Origin of the sequence: Mycobacteroides abscessus ATCC 19977 (assembly GCF_000069185.1) — a bacterium.
In the GTDB taxonomy this organism is placed as follows: domain Bacteria; phylum Actinomycetota; class Actinomycetes; order Mycobacteriales; family Mycobacteriaceae; genus Mycobacterium; species Mycobacterium abscessus.
This window is the reverse complement of record NC_010397.1, coordinates 3,827,096-3,844,602: the sequence shown is the minus strand read 5'-3', so window position 1 is coordinate 3,844,602 and position 17,507 is coordinate 3,827,096. Positions and strand designations below refer to the sequence as shown.

The following is a 17,507-nucleotide window of genomic DNA, read 5'->3' as shown; positions in this document are numbered from 1 at the left end:
GCAGAAGGGGCGTGGCGTGAACACCGAACTGACCGTATTTCAGAAGCGGGTGCTGGCGGTTCTCACGGGTGTTGGTATCGCCTTCGGCATCTACTTCCTGCGTGACTACCTGATATTGATTGTGGTAGCCGGGGTGGCCGCGTACCTGTTCAGCCCGCTGTATCGGCGACTGGGGAAGCGATTCGGATCCGGTATTGCCGCCACGCTCACCTTGCTGTGTGCGTTGGGTGCGGTGGTGATTCCCGTCGGCGCGCTGGTTTACGTTGCGACTCTTCAGATCACCCGGATGGTCGATGATGTCTCCAGCTGGGTGGAGGGCACCGATATGACCGCACTCGGGCAGAAGGCGTTCGACGTGGTCAACAGTGTCCTGGCCAGGATCCCGTTCGTCCATGTCCAGCTGACGCCGGATACGTTGCGGCAATCGATCGGGTCGTTGACGGAGAACGTGGGACACGGGCTACTGCAGGTGCTGCAGAGCACCGTCGGCAGTGTCGCGGCTGCGGTGGCCGCCTGCATCATCTTCCTGTACGTGTTCGTCTCATTGCTGGTCAAACAGGACAAGGTGCTCACCCTGCTGCGCCAGCTGAATCCGCTGGGGGAGGAGATCACCGATCTGTATCTCGACAAGATCGGCGCAATGGTGCGTGGAACGGTCAAGGGCCAGTTCGTGATTGCGATGGCACAGGGCATTGCCGGTGCCGCGTCGGTCTACGTCGCCGGCTTCCGGCAGGGTTTCTTCTTCTTCGCGATCCTGCTGACCGCATTGTCGATCATCCCGCTCGGCGGCGGCATAGTGACCATTCCGTTTGGTATCGGCATGATTCTCTTCGGCCACCCGGTCGGCGGGCTGTTCGTCATCGCCTGGCACCTGCTGGTGGTCTCCAATATCGATAACGTGTTGCGTCCCTTCCTGGTACCTCGCGGAGCACGTCTGGACCCGGCGCTGATGCTGTTGGCGGTATTTTCTGGGATTGCCGCCTTCGGTTTCTGGGGAATCGTGCTGGGCCCGGTGTTGATGATCGTCATCGTGACCACGATCGACGTCTACCTGGCCGTCTACAAGGGGGTTCCGCTGGAAGGTGGAGATGCCGACGAGCCCGAGACGCCCGGGCGCCCCTGGTGGAAGCGGTGGCGCTCGGGCGCGACCGGCTAGCCGAGAGTGGCGTCTACATACACGATATTAGGAAATATGCTGCGCAGCAAAGGGTTCGGTGGGTCCAGGTTGAGTCGCGCGTAAAGCTCGTCGTTCTCCTCGGTGATCACCGTCCAGCCATGTTCGGCCAGCCAGTCCGCGGCCATCTGGCGTTCTTGGGTATAGACAAGCGATTCCAGGTCCAAATCCAGTGTCTCTCCAGCGAATTGGCGGGTGAGCTCGCGGGCCTTGGAGAAGTCGGCGGTTTCCAGTCCGGGAACTTGTTCGCATACCAGGCGGCTGCCGGGGGCGCTCAACTCGGTGATCGAGGCGAACAGCCGGTCCTGAGCCTCGGGAGGTAGGTAGATCAACAGCCCCTCGGCGGACCACACCGTCGGCTGTTCGGGGTCGAAACCGGCAGCCTGCAGCGCGGCGGGCCAGTCCTCGCGCAGATCGATCGCGACGGTGCGGCGCTCGGCACTCGGCGAGGCTCCCAACTCGGCCAGGGTGTCGGTCTTGAACGTGATCACCTCCGGCTGGTCGAGCTCGTACACGGTGGTGCCCGCGGGCCACGTCAGGCGATAGGCGCGAGTGTCGAGGCCCGACGCGAGGATCACTGCCTGGCGCACCCCCGCGGCTGTCGACGATTCAAATGCCGTGTCGTAGTACCAGGTGCGACTTGCCATTCCGTTGGCCATGCCATCGGCGGTGATGCCTAGCTGCACCAGTCCCGCCATCTGCTCGGGATCGAAAGCGCCCGACGCCAACTTGGTGAAGTACTCGATGCCGACGGCGCGCACCAGCGGCTCCGCGTACGGATCGTTGATGAGAGGGTTGGGCACGTGGCTGGCCAGTGCGCGCTGCGCGGCCACCATCGTTGCCGTTGCTCCGACGCTTGAGGCCAGATCCCAGCTGTCGTCATCGGTCCGCGCCATTCCGGGCTCCTTGTTGGTAGGGGGTCGCCAGTGCCCCGACCATAGTGCGCCGCCGTTCGTGATCGCGCACCCTTGGGGCCGTGGCCTGCGCAAATTCGGTTGCGCGGGACTCGGATCGAGGTGTTTGCTTTTCGGGCGCAGGGGGCGGCCCAGATGTCAGGAGGTGAATATGGCCGAGTCGCACGTGCGGTCGCGAGCGGCCGCCACCGGAGGCAGCGTGATGAAGCTGCACCGGCACTCCGTGGTGCTCGACGCAAGGCCATACACCATCATCAGGTTGCGAGCCGACGCCCATGTGAGGTTCTCTACCAACAATTTTCATGAAACCTGGCATGTGATCTCCGATGAGCCGGGCGCCAAGACGCTGGCACGTCTGCTGTGGGGCCTGGCCTACCAGCGGCTCCCTGGCACGCTGGTGCTGATCGATGGTCGGCATCTGGACACCAATCCGTTCGACGCCGAACCCACGGATCCGATCGTGCTACTGCCGTCTCATCTGACAGTGCTCACCCGGCAGGCCGCCCGGTCGCTGCGCCGGCTGTCATGGACCAATCCCGACGGCACCGTGCGCTGGCGCACGCACGGCCTCGACACCCGGGCCGCCGAATTTCACGAGTGGCGGGACACTCCGATCGGCCAACGCGAATATCCGTTCATCCCCGAACCCACCGGCTGGCAGACCGTCGCGCGTGTCGGCGGACTGTTGGTGTTGGCGGGCGGCCCACAAACCCTGCGGCAATGGGCCGTGCATGCCGAACTGATGCGAATCACCGCGCCCTGGGACACGGACTACGAATATCTCGCCGACAGGGAAGGGGAGATTCAGATTTTCCGGAATTATCACCGCGAGGTCCGAATCGCCCGGCGGGCGCGCGCAGACGTCCTCGACGGGCCGCACCCCGCGGACAGACAGCAACTGCGGGAGGCCATTTGGGCGCGGGCCGCGCAGATTCGTCGCCAGTATCTCGAAACCGCCGATGAGGCAGTGCTGACGGGCCCCGAATCGCGGACGCGCGGTGGTACTTTCGGGCGGTGAGGGCAACGGGTTGGCTTGTCATCGTATTTTCCCTGGTGCTGGCCCCGGTGGCCTGGAACGCGGGCGCTCCCGCTGTGCAGGCGGCGCCCGGGTGCCGCCAACTGGACTCGGCCCTGCCGTGGTACGGCGATGTCCGGCAGCGACTGCAGGCCGCGATCGACGCCAACAGCACCTGTACCGGGACGTGGAAGCGATCCACCAAAGCGGTCGCGTTGTTCGACTGGGACAACACCGAGGTCAAGAACGACATCGCCGATGCCACCCTGGCGTGGATGCTGCGGCACGACAAGGTCCTGCAGCCGGCCGATTGGCATGCCACCAGCCGCCACATCACCGAGGCCGCCGCCGCCGCGTTGCGTACGGCGTGCGGCACCGACACGCCCGCCGGGCGACCGCTGCTCACGTCGGCCAATGCCGCGTGCGCCGACGAGATCCTGGCGGTCCGCGAGGGCAAGACCCATGACGAACAGGAAGCGTTCACCGGTTACAACCAGCGTTGGAGCAACGGCGCCTACGTCTGGACCGTCGCGTTGACCTCCGGCTATACCGCAGGCGAGGTCGCCGGATTCGCGCAGGCCGCCAAGCGCGAGAACCTCGCCGCTCCCGTCGGGGCCACCCAGAGGATCGGCAGCACCACGGTGCCCGGCTATGTGCGGGTCTATCCGCAGATCAAGGACCTCATTGCCACCCTGCAGGCTCACGGCGTCAGCACCTGGGTCATCTCGGCATCCTCGGAGGTGATCGCCAAGGTGTGGTCGCCGGAAATCGGGATCCCGACCACACAGGTTATCGGCGTGCGCAGCGTCTACGACGCCAACGGACGGCAGACTCCACATGTGCAGGGCTGCGGTGGGCAGCCCGACGGCGCCGACACCGTCATCACCTATGTCGACGGCAAACGATGCTGGGCCAACCAGGTGGTCTTCGGGGTGCAGGGGCCGGCCGCGTTCGAGCCCTATGACGTGAACAAACGGCAGATTCTCGCCGCGGGGGACTCGACCACCGACGTAACCTTCGTCGACGACGCCACCGCGGCGCACCTCGTCATCAACCGGAACAAGACCGAACTCATGTGCCGGGCCTACGACAACGCGGACGGCAAATGGCTGATCACCCCGATGTTCATCGATCCCGACCCGCAGCGGATGGACCCGTATCCGTGTGCGACCGATGGCCGGACCAACCCCGACGGCAGCACCGGACCGCTGTTACGTTCCGATGGCAGCGTGGTCCCGGACCAGAAGGACACCGTCTTTTCCACGGGTATGTAGCGAACTGTTAGTCTCGTACGCGGCCCGGGCGTGCCCTGACGGCCGCCGAAACGGTTACCCAACGCTGGGATCACCAGCTGATTCATCTAGCAGATCACATGGCGAGCTGCAGGATGCGCAGGAGGATGTGTGCTTTCCGCTTTTGTCTCTGCTCTCAGGACAGCTGACCTGAGGCGGAAGATCCTCTTCACGATCGGGATCGTGGTCCTGTATCGGGTCGGCGCCACCCTGCCGTCTCCCGGCGTGAACTACGCCAACGTGAAGTACTGCGTCGAGCAGGTCAGCAGCGGCGACTCCGCACAGATCTACTCCCTGATCAACCTGTTCTCCGGTGGCGCGTTGCTGCAGCTGTCGGTGTTCGCGGTCGGCGTGATGCCGTACATCACCGCCAGCATCATCGTTCAGCTGCTCACCGTCGTCATTCCCCGGTTCGAGCAGTTGCGCAAGGAAGGTCAATCCGGCCAGGCCAAGATGACGCAGTACACCCGCTACCTCTCGGTGGCGCTGGCACTGCTGCAGTCCACCTCGATCGTCGCTCTCGGCGCCAGTGGAAACCTCTTGCAGGGCTGTGACCGCAAGGACGAGATTGTGGCCGACCAGTCGATCTTCGCGCTGTCGGTGATGGTGCTGGTGATGACCGCTGGATCCACCCTGGTGATGTGGCTCGGTGAAATGGTCACCGAGCGCGGCATCGGAAACGGCATGTCGCTGCTGATCTTCGCCGGTATCGCCGCGCGCATCCCGGCCGAGGGCAAGACCATCCTGGACAGCCGCGGTGGGGTCACCTTCGCGGCCGTCTGTGTGGCGGCGCTGCTGATCGTGGTCGGTGTCGTGTTCGTCGAGCAGGGCCAGCGACGTATCCCCGTCCAGTACGCCAAGCGCATGGTGGGTCGGCGGATGTACGGCGGCACCTCCACCTACTTGCCGCTGAAGGTCAACCAGGCCGGCGTTATCCCGGTCATCTTCGCGTCGTCCCTGCTGTACATCCCCGGCTTGATCACCCAGCTGGTGCGCAGCGGTGGCAATAAGGAGAAGACGGGCTGGTGGGACCGGTTCGTCAGCACCTATCTGACCGATCCCAGCAACTACTGGTACATCGCCATTTACTTCACGCTCATCGTGTTCTTCACGTTCTTCTACGTGTCGATCACCTTCAACCCCGATGAGCGCGCCGACGAGATGAACAAGTTCGGCGGCTTTATCCCGGGCATTCGTCCGGGGCGCGCCACCGCCGACTACCTGCGCTATGTGCTCAACCGCATTACGTGGCCGGGCTCGATCTACCTGGGCGTCATCGCCATCCTGCCGAACCTGTTCCTGCAGATCGGTAGCTCCGGAGGCGCACAGAACCTGCCGTTCGGCGGAACTGCGGTACTCATCATGATCGGCGTGGGCCTCGATACCGTGAAGCAGATTGAAAGCCAGTTGATGCAGCGTAACTACGAAGGGTTCCTGAAGTGAGAGTGGTGTTACTCGGCCCGCCCGGGGCAGGCAAAGGTACGCAGGCGCAGCTGATTTCGGAGAAGTTCGGTATTCCGCAGATCTCCACCGGCGACCTGTTCCGCTCGAACATCAGCGAGGGCACCGAGCTGGGCCTGCAGGCCAAGCAGTACCTGGATGCCGGCGACCTGGTGCCCAGCGAGGTGACCAACAAGATGGTCGAGGCGCGTCTCGATGAGCCCGACGCCGCGGCCGGGTTCATTCTCGACGGCTTCCCGCGCACCGTGGACCAAGCCGATGCGTTGGCTGCCATGGAGGAGGCCCGTGGCGTCACGATCGATGCCGTGCTGGAGTTCCGGGTGCCGGTGGAGGAACTCGTGCAGCGCCTGCTGGGCCGTGGCCGCGCCGATGACACCGAGGACATCATCCGCAACCGGCTCAACGTCTACCGCGATGAGACCGCGCCGCTGCTGGAGTACTACCAGAACGTGCTGCAGACCATCGATGCCGTCGGCACGGTGGACGAGGTGTTCGCGCGCACCTCGCAGGCACTGGGCCGGTAGTAGCGAGTTCGTTAGTGGGTCTCTTCGGCCGTAAGAAGACGGTGGAACAGCGCACGCCCGGTGAGCTCGACGCCATGGCTGCTGCCGGCTCCATCGTGGGGGCGGCGCTGGTCGCGGTGCGCGATGCCGCCAAGGCCGGGGTGTCGACGCTGGAGTTAGATCAGGTCGCCGAGTCCGTGATCCGCGAGGCCGGAGCGGTGCCCTCGTTCCTGGGCTACCACGGCTTTCCGGCGTCCATCTGCTCATCGGTCAACGACCAGGTGGTGCACGGAATACCTTCCGCGACAGCGGTACTTGCCGACGGCGATCTTGTCTCCATCGATTGTGGCGCGATACTGGACGGCTGGCACGGGGATTCCGCATGGACGTTCGCGGTAGGCACCGTCATCCCCAGTGACGAAGCGCTGTCCGAGGCGACGCGTTTGTCGATGGAGGCGGGCATTGCGGCGATGATCCCGGGTAACCGGCTCACCGATGTCTCGCACGCCATCGAACTGGGCACCCGCGCCGCCGAGAAGCAATTCGACCGAGCGTTCGGAATCGTGGACGGCTACGGCGGGCACGGCATCGGGCGCTCGATGCATCTGGATCCGTTCCTGCCGAACGAGGGAGCTCCCGGTAAGGGCCCGCTACTCGCGGTGGGATCGGTACTCGCCATCGAACCGATGCTCACGCTCGGCACCACCCAGACTCGGGTGCTTGCCGACGATTGGACCGTTGTCACCACCGACGGGTCTCGTGCCGCGCACTGGGAGCACACGGTGGCCGTCACCGAGGCCGGCCCCCGCATCCTCACCATGCGTCCCTAGCTATTTGCCCTTGATCGAGGCGGTGCGCTGCGTATCGAAGGTGGCCACGCACGCGATCGCCCGATCCCCTTGAGCCCATGAACGTTTCGTCGGATACAGATAGGTGATCTGCACGCTGTCGTCGTCGAACGCGCTCGGTGCGTAGCTCTCGAGTTCGGCGCCGCACTCCTCGTTGCCCTTTTCGTCCAGCACCGACTGTGACGGCAACGAACTGCCCGACAGCGGTAACACCGCGTACACCTCGGCCTTATGCGGCTGTGCACACGGGATGGCCTTGGTGGTGGTGTAGTAGCTCTTCTCGCCGAGATCGGCGACGCAATCGCCCACCCGCAACTTGGTGACATCCATATCGCCCGATTGGGTGACGTGCCCCGATTCGTCGCGTTTGGCGGAGTTGCCGGCACCCACCGCGACGACGACCGCAAGGACGATCATCCAGATGAAGCCGAGCACGATGCCTGCGATGGCCATGCCGCGGCCGTTCTGGCCGGTCCGCTTGATCTGATTCAGGCTGATGAAGCCGAAGACGACACCGAAGATGCCGGCGCAGATGGGGACGATACCGAGGATCAGCGAGGCGATCGCGAATCCGTTGGTACCCCGCGCGCTTTCCACTGGCGGGTAGGCACCCGCCGCGGGATAGGCGCCGTACGGTGACGCCGGTGGGGGATATCCCGGTGGCGGTGGGTAGCCCGCCGGATTGGCCTGGGGATAGGGCGGATACGGCTCGGCGCCGGGACCGGCGGCCGGGGGGATGGGTGGATACGCGCCCGGCGACGGCTCGACCGGCGGGTACCCGGAGCTCGTCGGCGTCGGGTACGGCGGAAACTCCGGTTGCCCGGGATCCGGTGGCGGAGGCCCTGCAGGCGGTTGCGTCATGTAGGGACTTTAGCAAACACGATGTGGCGTTGGTGGCGTGATCGATCAGCCGGACAGGCCGTCAAGGAAAGCCTGCACTTCGGCGGCATCGGGCAGTAGACCCGAATCCCTGGCATCCAGCAATGACGGTGCAGCACCGTCCTTTTCGGAAACGAGTAGTGACAGCTCGGTGCCGTCGGGCCTACGGGTCGGCCACTGGATCCCAACTGTTGGGTCCAGCGGATCGATGCCGTGCTCGCGGCCGGGGGCATATCCGGCGGAGCAGAGATAGACCACCGTGGAGTCATCCTCGAGTGCGAGGAAACCGTGCCCCACCCCCTCGGGAACGTAGACGGCCCGCCGGTCGCGAGGGTCGAGAAGCACGGCGTCCCAAGCGCCGAACGTCGGTGAGCCGACACGGATATCGACCACGACGTCGTACACGGAACCGGTCAGACAGGTCACGTATTTGGCCTGGCCGGGTGGTACGTCGGCGAAATGGATGCCGCGCAGCGATCCGGCTGCCGACACCGAACAGTTGGCCTGCTGCAGCTCGAACGGATGCCCGATGGCCTCGGCAAGCGCTGGGCCCTTGAACAATTCGAGGAAAACTCCGCGGCTGTCGTGATGCTGCACCGGGGTGATCTCGAAGGAACCGGGCACCGAAAGTTCGCGGATCTTCACGTCAGTGCCCTCTGTTCTTCGCGTAAACGCTCATCACTGCCCTCTGTCTTCGTGTAAACGCTCATCACTGCCCTCTGTCTTCGCGTAAACGCTCATCACTGTCCCCTCGCGGCGTATTGAGATTCCACGTTGTCCTTGATGGGGCGCCACCACTCTTCGTTGCGCCGGTACCAGTCGATGGTGGCGGCCAGGCCTCCGGTGAAGTCGCTATGCGTTGGTTTCCAGCCCAATTCATCGCGTAACGGCGTGGGGTCAATGGCATAGCGCAGGTCATGACCGGCACGATCGGTGACATGGTCGAAGTCATCCGAGGACTTGCCCATGAGCTCGAGAATGGTGTGCAGCACCGACAGGTTGTCTCGTTCTCCGTCCGCACCAATGAGATACGTGCGCCCGATGGTGCCCGCCTCGATGATGCGCCACACCGCACTGTTGTGGTCGTCGACGTGAATCCAGTCCCGTACGTTGGCACCGGCCCCGTACAGGCGTGGGCGGCGGCCGGTCAGGATATTGGTGATCTGCCGGGGAATGAACTTCTCCACATGCTGGTACGGCCCATAGTTGTTGGAGCAGTTGGAGATTGTGGCGCTGATTCCGAACGACCGGATCCATGCGCGCACCAGCAGGTCGGCCGAGGCCTTGGTGGCCGAGTACGGGCTGGACGGGTTGTACGGGGTGGTCTCCGTGAACCGGTTCGGGTCATCGAGCTCAAGGTCGCCGAACACCTCATCGGTGGAAATGTGGTGCAGCCGCACCTGATGGCGGCGCACCGCCTCGAGCAGCGTGTAGGTGCCAATGATGTTGCTGCGCAAAAACGGTGACGGGTCGGCCAGCGAATTGTCGTTATGTGTTTCGGCGGCGAAATGCACCACCACGTCACTGTCGGCGACCAGCCGCTCCACCGTATCGGGATCGCAGATATCGCCCTGCACCAGCTGCACCGCCGCGGCGACGGGGGCCAGTGATTCGCTGCTGCCCGCGTAGGTCAGCGCGTCCAGGACTGTCACCGAGACGTCGGGGCGCTCGCGGACTGTCGCGTGTACGAAGTTGGCTCCGATGAAACCGGCGCCGCCGGTCACCAAAATTCGCATGGCATAACCCTAGTGGGCGTCTACCTGAGCGCGTCCGCCAACGAGGTCAATGTGTCAACCAAACCCTTGTCGCCGAGTACTTGAATCAGCACCTGGTCGGCGCCGGCGTCAAGATGTTCGTTCAGGCGTGTGGCGATTTCCGCGGCGGTGCCGTGCGCCACCACCGCATCGATGAACGCGTCGCTGCCAGGAGAGGTGAGGTCCTCGTCGTTGAAACCGAGCCTCTTCCAGTTGTTTACGTAGTTGCTCAATGTCAGATAGAAGTCGACGGTGCGTCGGCCGATCTCGCGCGCACTGGGGGCATCGGTGCTGAGTACCACCTTGTGCTCGGGAACCAGCAGTGCGTCGGGGCCGATGATCTCGCGGGCCTGCCGGGTGTGCTCGGGTGTCGTCAGGTAGGGGTGTGCGCCGGCGGTGCGATCCGCGGACAGCTTCAGCACCTTGGGGCCCAGCGCGGCCAGGACGCGACGTTCCTTGGGCACCCCCGCGGCATCGAGCCCGTCCAGGTATTCGACGAGGGCGTCGTAGGGCTTGCGGTACTCGGCCGAGGCCTCGGGGTGCCCGGCACCCACGCCGAGCAGGAAACGGCCCGGGTAGGCCGCCTCGATGCGATGAAACGCCGCGGCTATCTCGTCGACAGGAGAAGTCCAGATGTTCACGATGCCGCTGGCAACCGTGAGATTCTCCGTTACCGCCAGTAGCGGCTCCACGTAGGCGAGGTCGGCGGTGAACACGCCGCCGACCCACACCGAGCCATAGCCGAGATCTTCGATTGTCCTGGCCTGCTCCGGCGTTACCGGGCCGCCCTTCCACACGCCGTACCGGTTCAGCTTCGATTCGCCCATGCCGCGTCCCAACTTCGCCAGAGGTGTCGCTATTCCTGCACCCATCCTTCCGGATGGACCGCGGGCGCGGGGGCCGGGGACGCGGGTGCGTCGGCCTGTTGGGTGCGCTTGAGGAGATCGGGCACGTCGATACCCGAAACCCGCAAACTCTCAATTACTTTCGCAACGGCCTGCGGACTTACCCCGAAGAGGGTGCCCAGCGCGTCCTGGGCATCGCCCGCGCCGCCGATGATGGACAGATTTTCGATCTCACCGATCGGTTTCGAGGCGGCCTCGGTGGCCTGCACCACCGAATTGAGGATGTCCGGCAGGGTGAGCAGCCGCGCGGCTTCCGGCGTGTAGGCGTTGAGCGCGGCGGCCACTTCCTTCTTACCGTCGGCCTCGGCCAGCAGCTTGGCCTTGATGCCCTCGGCGTCGGCGAGCAGCTTGGCCTTCGTACCGTCGGCCTCCGCGATGAGCTTGGCCTTGGCGCCGTCGGCAGCGGCCTGCTGTTCCACCCGGAACGCGTCGGCGGCCGCCTTACGCGCATCGGCTTCGGCCGCGCCCTTCTGCCTCTCGGCCTCGGCATCGGACTGGGCCTTGAGGATGGCGGCCTGACGGGCGCCCTCGGCGATCGCGATGTCGGCCTGACGACGGGCCTCGGCGGGCGCGATGACGTCGGCCTGCAGCGCGGCCTGGGCCTGTTCGGTGCGGCGCTGTTCCACCTCGGTGCGAGCCTGCACGCGCGCGGCCTCAGCCTGCTCGCGTGCGATACCCACATCCTTTTCCGCGCGGGCCTGGGCGAGCGGACCGGCCTGGTCTGCCTGCGCGTTCTCGGCCTCGGTCTGCGCGCGCAGCCTGGCCAGCTCCACATCGCGCTTCTGGGTCGCGGTGGCGATGGCGGTATCGGCCTCGGCCTGGGCGATGGCGCCGGCCTGACGAGCCTGTGCGGACTGGATCTGCGCGTCCCGCTCGGCCTCGGCGGTGCCGACCGTCGCGTCCCGGCGCACCTCCGCGATTCGGCGCTGACCGAGCGATTCCAGGTATCCGTTGCGGTCGGAGATGCCCGCGATCTTCAGCACGTCGACCTCCATACCGATCCGGGCGAGGTCGCCGCCGGCCTCCTCGACCACGCTGCGGGCCAGCGAATCGCGGTTGGAGTTCAGATCCTCGACGGTCATGGTCGCGGTGATACCGCGCAAGCTGCCCGCCAGGATCTCGTTGATCTGTCGCTGCAATTCCGATAGATCCGAGGTCAGGAAGCGTTGCACTGCGGTCTGTACGGCCTCGTCGTTGGAGCCGATGCGTACCAGCCCGACGGCCTCGACGTTGACCGGAACACCGTTGTTGTACAACGCGTTCTGCAAGTTGATGTTCACGTTGAACGGTTCCAGGGACATGATGTCCACCCGCTCGATGCCCGGCATTTTGAACCGCGCACCGCCGCGCACCACCTTGGGCTGCCCGCGCCCGGTGAACACCGCGACCTCATTCGGCGGCACCTTGACGTAGTTGCGCACGTAGATGAGCGGTAGCGCCACGAAGAGCACCAGCGCCGCGATGGCGATGATGACGATGATGACAAGCGAGCTCATGCGGGCTCCTTATTGGTTGGAAGGGGCGGACGCATCCGGTGATGCGTCGGGAATGCTGACGACGTGCAGGTATTCGGAGTCCACATCGGCGATGTAGACCGGGGCGTTCTTGGCCAGCCCGGCGGGCTCGTCGGTGATCGCGCGTGAGCGCACCCGGTTGCCGTCGGCGTCGGTGAACGCGACTTCGCCCCAGCCGCCCCCGGCCGGCAATTCCAGGGTCACCGTGCCCAGTCGTCCGATATAGGACGCGCGCCCCGAGTGAGAGTTCGCTTGCTGGCCTCGTAGATACGTCAGGAAAAGTTGCAGGACCGACACCAGCGCAACCGCGCAGACGGCCGCGATGATTGCCGTCGGCAGCGCGGCGACACCCAGGGCCGAAGCTGCGAATCCGCCCGCCCCCGCACCCGTCAACGCGGCAGAAAGGGAGGTCAGGCTCAGAAACGGCATCCCGTCGCCGTGCCCGATATCGGTGAGTAGCAGTGCCGAGAGGACCGCGATTCCCCCGACCGCGAAGGCCGCGAGGTACCCGACCATCAGTCCGTCCACTCGGCCCCCTCCCCAATGTCCCCGTTGCTGCTGGCGATGCTCGCCATTACCGACATAGGTACCACGAATCGGTCCCGCTGGCTACGGTCTGCCGGTCTGAACAGGCGCCCGATTGACCTGGCGCGGTACCGTCATAGGGTGGCTCACCTCGCGGCAGTTTCGGCCGATGCGCGCCGGGACATCACCGACGACGCCGTCGTGATCGTCGGCGGCGGTCCCGTCGGGTTGCTCGCCGCCACCGTGCTGGCCCGCCAGGGGATTCGTGTGGTTGTGCTGGAGGCGGCAGGCTCGAAAGAACGGCAGCGGCACCGCAACTGCGCGACCTTCGTCGGGCACTCGACGCTGCGGCGCTATGACCGGGTGGCACCCGGGCTGGGCAAGCGGCTGCGCGAATCAGCGCTTGCCGTCCACGGCGTACAGACCTTCTACCAGGGCAGGCCGGTCTTCGTCATGTCCTCGTACGCGCCGTCGCGGATTCCCGGCCCGTGGAACCCCGCGGCCTGGGGAATGAGCTTGTCGCAGCGCACCATTGAGGACGAGACGCTGACCGAGGCGCTGGAGCTGGGCGTGGAGTACCACCCCGGGACCGCCGTTACCGACATCAGTACCGACCACACCGGAGCGCGGCTCATGCTCGCCAGCGGTGAACGCGTGCGCGCGAGCTACGTCATTGCCGCCGACGGAACCAAGTCGGCCATTCGTCAGGCGCTTCGCATCGGCATGTCGGAGCGGCCGCCGTCCCCGTCATGCGTGGTCATCGATGTCGAACCACACCCCGACGGCACGACGGTCGATCTGCCCGTGCAGATCCAGTATCACCACCCTGATCTCGGCGGACGGCACGCCATTCGGCTGCCGTACCCCGATGGTCTGCGTCTCGACGTCCAATTCCTGCCCAAGGACGAGGCGCCGCCGACCACCGAACAGGTGCGTTCCTGGGTCACCGCACTTACCCGCGACCAGTGGTATGCCGACCACATCAGGTCGGTCGAGGTGCATCAGACGATCCAGGGCGTGGCCGCCAGCTATACCGACGTCAACCGGCGTGTGCTGCTGGCGGGTGAAGCCGCCCACCAGTTCGCTCCGCTGGGCGGGCGCAGCCTCAACTCGGGCGTGGCGGACGCGATCGTGGCCGCCGAGGCCATCGCGGAAGCGTTGAGCGAGCCCAGCGATCTGGCCGCGGCATGGCTGGCGATCAACCGCAGCGCCCGCGAACGGCGCCGCTCGGGAGTGCGCAACCGGATGCTGTCCGTCCGTGCCCAACGGGTACTCGACGGGTCGGACGTGTCGATGCGGGCCAGAAGGACCATGGCCGCCAAATCCGCACCGCATGTCTGGATCGCGGGCGCCTGGTTGACGGCGGGTCTGGTGCGACCGACGGCGATTCCACATATCAGCAGGTCGGGAGTCACCTGGTCCTGAGGCGCCCGGTGCAGCGGCGGTCCCTTCGCCGGTTTGGTTTGGCGGCGCTACGCGGGTATCCTTGACCAACGGTGCGGCTTACGTGCCGACTATCTGTGTGCCCAGTCCTGGATTTTCCTGTCACCGGCTCACGTTCAAGGGTCGGTTAAGTTTGCTGCGTCAAGCCGGCGACAGCCGGAGCAGGCAATCAGAATCGCGGAGGATATGGCTAAGAAAGACGGAGCCATCGAGGTCGAGGGCCGGGTGGTCGAGCCCCTGCCCAATGCGATGTTTCGCATTGAGCTGGAGAACGGACACAAGGTACTCGCTCACATCAGCGGCAAGATGCGGCAGCACTACATCCGCATCCTGCCTGAGGACAGGGTGGTGGTGGAGTTGTCTCCCTACGACCTGTCCCGCGGTCGGATCGTTTACCGGTACAAGTAACAGAAGAACAGGATTGGGAACGTGAAGGTCAACCCGAGCGTCAAGCCGATCTGCGACAAGTGCCGCGTTATTCGCCGGCACGGGCGGGTCATGGTGATCTGCCAGGACCCCCGCCACAAGCAGCGGCAGGGCTAACAAGCCGTCAGGCCAAGCCCGCTACATAACTGAATGATGACCTCCCAGCTCCAATAGTCGGACACGCCGGCTACCGAGAAATCGGACCACCCCCGGAACGGAGGCCGGGGCCCCAACCTAGAGGGGGCGGACTGGGAACAGACCTTCGTTGAATGAAAGAGGAACTGCCGCATGGCACGTCTAGTAGGCGTCGACCTACCGCGCGATAAGCGTATGGAAATCGCGCTCACCTATATCTATGGCATTGGCCGGACCCGCTCCAAGGAGATCCTGGCCGCCACGGGCATCAGCCCCGAGCAACGCAGCAAGGACCTGACCGATGATCAGGTGACACAGCTGCGTGAATACATCGAAGCCACTCTCAAGGTGGAGGGTGACCTGCGCCGCGAGGTCCAGGCCGACATTCGCCGCAAGATCGAGATCGGCTGCTACCAGGGCCTGCGCCACCGCCGTGGCCTGCCGGTGCGCGGTCAGCGGACCAAGACCAATGCGCGCACCCGCAAGGGACCCAAGCGCACCATCGCCGGCAAGAAGAAGGCCAGGTAACCCCCAATGGCACCGAAGAAACCAGGGGCCGCAGGGCCCAAGAAGGCACAGAAGACCCGTCGCCGGGAAAAGAAGAACGTCCCGCACGGCGCCGCTCACATCAAGAGCACCTTCAACAACACGATCGTCTCGATCACCGACCCCCAGGGCAACGTGATCTCCTGGGCGTCCTCCGGTCACGTCGGCTTCAAGGGTTCGCGCAAGTCGACCCCGTTCGCCGCGCAGCTGGCCGCCGAGAACGCTGCCCGCAAGGCGCAGGAGCACGGCGTCAAGAAGGTCGACGTGTTCGTCAAGGGTCCCGGCTCCGGCCGCGAGACCGCCATCCGCTCGCTGCAGGCCGCCGGCCTCGAGGTGGGCGCGATTTCCGATGTCACTCCGCAGCCGCACAACGGTTGCCGTCCGCCCAAGCGGCGGCGGGTCTAGGACTGGGTCGAGAGGAAGATTTAGAAAATGGCTCGTTATACCGGACCCGTCACTCGCAAGTCCCGTCGTCTGGGTGTCGACCTGGTCGGTGGCTCCAGCGCGTACGAGAAGCGTCCCTACCCTCCCGGCCAGCACGGTCGCGCGCGGATCAAGGAGAGCGAATACCGCCAGCAGCTGCAGGAGAAGCAGAAGGCTCGCTTCACCTACGGCGTCATGGAGAAGCAGTTCCGTCGTTACTACGCCGAGGCCGTGCGTTCCTCGGGTAAGACCGGTGAGCAGCTGCTGCAGATCCTGGAAAGCCGTCTCGACAACGTGGTGTACCGCGCCGGCCTGGCACGGACCCGCCGGATGGCCCGCCAGCTCGTCAGCCACGGCCACTTCACCGTCAACAACGTGAAGGTCGATGTGCCCAGCTACCGGGTGTCGCAGTACGACATCATCGACATCAAGCCGAAGTCGCTGAACACCCTGCCGTTCGAGGTCGCACGCGAGACCGCGGGCGAGCGCCCCATCCCGGGCTGGCTGCAGGTGGTCGGCGAGCGTCAGCGCATCCTGGTGCACCAGCTCCCCGAGCGTGCACAGATCGACGTGCCGCTGGCCGAGCAGCTGATCGTCGAGTTCTACTCGAAGTAACCGCTTGTAGCGATCCTGCTACAAGCCCACTGACCGGCATCAAATAGCGGGTGCCGAGAAGGAGATAGAAAAGAATGCTGATTTCTCAGCGACCCACCCTGTCCGAGGAGACGCTGGCCGAGAACCGGTCGCGCTTCGTCATCGAGCCCCTGGAGCCGGGATTCGGCTACACCCTGGGCAACTCGCTGCGGCGCACCCTGTTGTCGTCCATCCCGGGCGCGGCCGTCACCAGCATCCGTATCGACGGTGTGCTGCACGAGTTCACCACCGTTCCCGGGGTGAAGGAAGACGTCACCGACATCATCCTGAACCTCAAGAGCCTCGTGGTGTCCTCGGAGGAGGACGAGCCGGTCACCATGTACCTGCGCAAGCAGGGCCCGGGTGCCGTCACCGCCGGTGACATCGTGCCGCCCGCCGGTGTGACCGTGCACAACCCCGATATGCACATCGCGACGCTGAACGACAAGGGCAAGCTGGAGATCGAGCTCGTTGTCGAGCGTGGTCGCGGTTACGTCCCGGCCGTGCAGAACAAGGCCTCGGGTGCCGAGATCGGTCGTATCCCCGTCGATTCCATCTACTCGCCGGTGCTCAAGGTGACCTACAACGTTGAGGCCACCCGTGTCGAGCAGCGCACCGACTTCGACAAGCTGGTGCTGGATGTCGAGACCAAGAACTCGATCAGCCCACGCGACGCGCTGGCGTCGGCCGGCAAGACGCTGGTCGAGCTGTTCGGTCTGGCACGAGAGCTCAACGTCGAGGCCGAGGGTATCGAGATCGGGCCGTCACCGGCCGAGGCCGACCACATCGCCTCGTTCGCACTGCCCATTGAGGATCTGGACCTGACCGTCCGCTCGTACAACTGCCTCAAGCGCGAGGGTGTGCACACCGTCGGCGAGCTGGTCGCCCGCACCGAATCGGACCTGCTGGACATCCGCAACTTCGGCCAGAAGTCCATCGACGAAGTGAAAATCAAGCTGCACCAGCTGGGTCTGTCGCTCAAGGACAGCCCGACCAGCTTTGATCCCTCAGAGGTCGCTGGATACGACGTCGCCACCGGCACCTGGTCGGACACCGGCTCGTATGACTTCGACGGCGATCAGGACTTCGCCGAAACCGAACAGCTCTAACAGAACAA

20 protein-coding genes are annotated in these 17,507 nt (G+C 65.0%); 13 read left to right on the top strand and 7 right to left on the bottom strand.

The features are described 5' to 3' along the window. Positions 1 to 16: 16 nt before the first annotated feature. Positions 17 to 1,156 (top strand): AI-2E family transporter, encoded by a 1,140-nt coding sequence (locus tag MAB_RS19200; protein WP_005080520.1) that lies wholly within the window; start codon positions 17 to 19, stop codon positions 1,154 to 1,156. On the opposite strand, the gene MAB_RS19195 is transcribed toward MAB_RS19200, so the two are convergent. After that, a complete protein-coding gene (locus MAB_RS19195; protein WP_005080522.1) occupies positions 1,153 to 2,070 on the bottom strand; it encodes a class I SAM-dependent methyltransferase in 918 nt (305 codons plus the stop codon). The two genes, MAB_RS19200 and MAB_RS19195, sit on opposite strands and share 4 nt — an antisense overlap. A gap of 169 nt (positions 2,071 to 2,239) precedes the next feature. Here MAB_RS19195 and MAB_RS19190 point away from each other — a divergent pair, with 169 nt between their 5' ends. From MAB_RS19190 to map, 5 genes are all read left to right on the top strand, one after another. Continuing rightward, positions 2,240 to 3,106, top strand: coding sequence for a hypothetical protein (locus tag MAB_RS19190; protein ID WP_005080524.1), 867 nt, complete (start codon positions 2,240 to 2,242; stop codon positions 3,104 to 3,106). Further along, positions 3,103 to 4,377, top strand: coding sequence for an HAD family hydrolase (locus MAB_RS19185; RefSeq protein ID WP_005112017.1), 1,275 nt, complete (start codon positions 3,103 to 3,105; stop codon positions 4,375 to 4,377). Before MAB_RS19190 ends, MAB_RS19185 begins: the two co-directional genes overlap by 4 nt. Positions 4,378 to 4,506: 129 nt before the next feature. Continuing rightward, positions 4,507 to 5,838, top strand: coding sequence for a preprotein translocase subunit SecY (secY, locus tag MAB_RS19180; protein ID WP_005055739.1), 1,332 nt, complete (start codon positions 4,507 to 4,509; stop codon positions 5,836 to 5,838). Beyond that, positions 5,835 to 6,380 (top strand): adenylate kinase, encoded by a 546-nt coding sequence (locus MAB_RS19175; protein WP_005055741.1) that lies wholly within the window; start codon positions 5,835 to 5,837, stop codon positions 6,378 to 6,380. The genes secY and MAB_RS19175 overlap by 4 nt, the downstream gene beginning before the upstream one ends. 14 nt (positions 6,381 to 6,394) lie before the next feature. Beyond that, the gene (map, locus tag MAB_RS19170) at positions 6,395 to 7,189 is read left to right on the top strand and encodes a type I methionyl aminopeptidase (protein ID WP_005112014.1); all 795 of its coding nucleotides are present in this window, start codon (positions 6,395 to 6,397) and stop codon (positions 7,187 to 7,189) included. Here map and MAB_RS19165 read toward each other — a convergent pair whose 3' ends face one another. The 6 genes from MAB_RS19165 to MAB_RS19140 form a co-directional block, all read right to left on the bottom strand. Continuing rightward, positions 7,190 to 8,068, bottom strand: coding sequence for a DUF4190 domain-containing protein (locus MAB_RS19165; protein ID WP_005114615.1), 879 nt, complete (start codon positions 8,066 to 8,068; stop codon positions 7,190 to 7,192). 45 nt (positions 8,069 to 8,113) lie between these two features. Then, positions 8,114 to 8,731 carry a dTDP-4-dehydrorhamnose 3,5-epimerase family protein gene (locus tag MAB_RS19160; protein ID WP_005080532.1) on the bottom strand — a complete coding sequence of 206 codons (618 nt, stop codon included), beginning with the start codon at positions 8,729 to 8,731 and terminating at the stop codon, positions 8,114 to 8,116. Positions 8,732 to 8,826: 95 nt separating this feature from the next. Beyond that, a complete protein-coding gene (gene rfbB / locus MAB_RS19155) occupies positions 8,827 to 9,822 on the bottom strand; it encodes a dTDP-glucose 4,6-dehydratase (RefSeq protein ID WP_005080535.1) in 996 nt (331 codons plus the stop codon). Between the two features lie 20 nt (positions 9,823 to 9,842). Further along, complete coding sequence (locus MAB_RS19150) at positions 9,843 to 10,667, bottom strand: LLM class F420-dependent oxidoreductase (RefSeq protein ID WP_005080538.1); 825 nt, start codon at positions 10,665 to 10,667, stop codon at positions 9,843 to 9,845. A gap of 29 nt (positions 10,668 to 10,696) precedes the next feature. Continuing rightward, positions 10,697 to 12,241: a flotillin family protein gene (locus MAB_RS19145; RefSeq protein ID WP_012296689.1), complete on the bottom strand. Its 1,545-nt coding sequence runs from the start codon at positions 12,239 to 12,241 to the stop codon at positions 10,697 to 10,699. A gap of 9 nt (positions 12,242 to 12,250) precedes the next feature. Then, entirely contained in the window at positions 12,251 to 12,787 is a 537-nt protein-coding gene (locus MAB_RS19140; RefSeq protein WP_005112010.1) for a hypothetical protein, read from the bottom strand. A gap of 138 nt (positions 12,788 to 12,925) precedes the next feature. On the opposite strand from MAB_RS19140, the gene MAB_RS19135 reads away from it, so the two are divergent. From MAB_RS19135 to MAB_RS19105, 7 genes are all read left to right on the top strand, one after another. After that, positions 12,926 to 14,209 (top strand): FAD-dependent oxidoreductase, encoded by a 1,284-nt coding sequence (locus MAB_RS19135; RefSeq protein ID WP_005112008.1) that lies wholly within the window; start codon positions 12,926 to 12,928, stop codon positions 14,207 to 14,209. A 204-nt stretch (positions 14,210 to 14,413) separates the two neighbouring features. After that, positions 14,414 to 14,635, top strand: a complete 222-nt coding sequence (infA, locus tag MAB_RS19130) for a translation initiation factor IF-1 (protein ID WP_003418601.1) — start codon at positions 14,414 to 14,416, stop codon at positions 14,633 to 14,635. A gap of 21 nt (positions 14,636 to 14,656) precedes the next feature. Further along, positions 14,657 to 14,770 carry a 50S ribosomal protein L36 gene (gene rpmJ, locus MAB_RS19125; RefSeq protein ID WP_003886927.1) on the top strand — a complete coding sequence of 38 codons (114 nt, stop codon included), beginning with the start codon at positions 14,657 to 14,659 and terminating at the stop codon, positions 14,768 to 14,770. Between the two features lie 171 nt (positions 14,771 to 14,941). Continuing rightward, complete coding sequence (gene rpsM, locus MAB_RS19120) at positions 14,942 to 15,316, top strand: 30S ribosomal protein S13 (RefSeq protein ID WP_005055954.1); 375 nt, start codon at positions 14,942 to 14,944, stop codon at positions 15,314 to 15,316. 6 nt (positions 15,317 to 15,322) lie between these two features. Further along, positions 15,323 to 15,739 carry a 30S ribosomal protein S11 gene (rpsK, locus tag MAB_RS19115; protein ID WP_005055956.1) on the top strand — a complete coding sequence of 139 codons (417 nt, stop codon included), beginning with the start codon at positions 15,323 to 15,325 and terminating at the stop codon, positions 15,737 to 15,739. Positions 15,740 to 15,766: 27 nt separating this feature from the next. Continuing rightward, positions 15,767 to 16,372 carry a 30S ribosomal protein S4 gene (rpsD, locus tag MAB_RS19110; RefSeq protein ID WP_005080548.1) on the top strand — a complete coding sequence of 202 codons (606 nt, stop codon included), beginning with the start codon at positions 15,767 to 15,769 and terminating at the stop codon, positions 16,370 to 16,372. A gap of 74 nt (positions 16,373 to 16,446) precedes the next feature. Beyond that, positions 16,447 to 17,499, top strand: a complete 1,053-nt coding sequence (locus MAB_RS19105; RefSeq protein WP_005055961.1) for a DNA-directed RNA polymerase subunit alpha — start codon at positions 16,447 to 16,449, stop codon at positions 17,497 to 17,499. Positions 17,500 to 17,507 lie beyond the last annotated feature (8 nt).

Coding starts and splice junctions, on each gene's coding strand:
- MAB_RS19195 (WP_005080522.1), bottom strand. CDS start 2,070: ATGGCGCGGACCGATGACGACAGCTGGGATCTGGCCTCAAGCGTCGGA.
- MAB_RS19190 (WP_005080524.1), top strand. CDS start 2,240: ATGGCCGAGTCGCACGTGCGGTCGCGAGCGGCCGCCACCGGAGGCAGC.
- MAB_RS19165 (WP_005114615.1), bottom strand. CDS start 8,068: ATGACGCAACCGCCTGCAGGGCCTCCGCCACCGGATCCCGGGCAACCG.
- rfbB (WP_005080535.1), bottom strand. CDS start 9,822: ATGCGAATTTTGGTGACCGGCGGCGCCGGTTTCATCGGAGCCAACTTC.
- MAB_RS19150 (WP_005080538.1), bottom strand. CDS start 10,667: ATGGGCGAATCGAAGCTGAACCGGTACGGCGTGTGGAAGGGCGGCCCG.
- MAB_RS19145 (WP_012296689.1), bottom strand. CDS start 12,241: ATGAGCTCGCTTGTCATCATCGTCATCATCGCCATCGCGGCGCTGGTG.
- infA (WP_003418601.1), top strand. CDS start 14,414: ATGGCTAAGAAAGACGGAGCCATCGAGGTCGAGGGCCGGGTGGTCGAG.
- rpsM (WP_005055954.1), top strand. CDS start 14,942: ATGGCACGTCTAGTAGGCGTCGACCTACCGCGCGATAAGCGTATGGAA.
- rpsK (WP_005055956.1), top strand. CDS start 15,323: ATGGCACCGAAGAAACCAGGGGCCGCAGGGCCCAAGAAGGCACAGAAG.
- rpsD (WP_005080548.1), top strand. CDS start 15,767: ATGGCTCGTTATACCGGACCCGTCACTCGCAAGTCCCGTCGTCTGGGT.
- MAB_RS19105 (WP_005055961.1), top strand. CDS start 16,447: ATGCTGATTTCTCAGCGACCCACCCTGTCCGAGGAGACGCTGGCCGAG.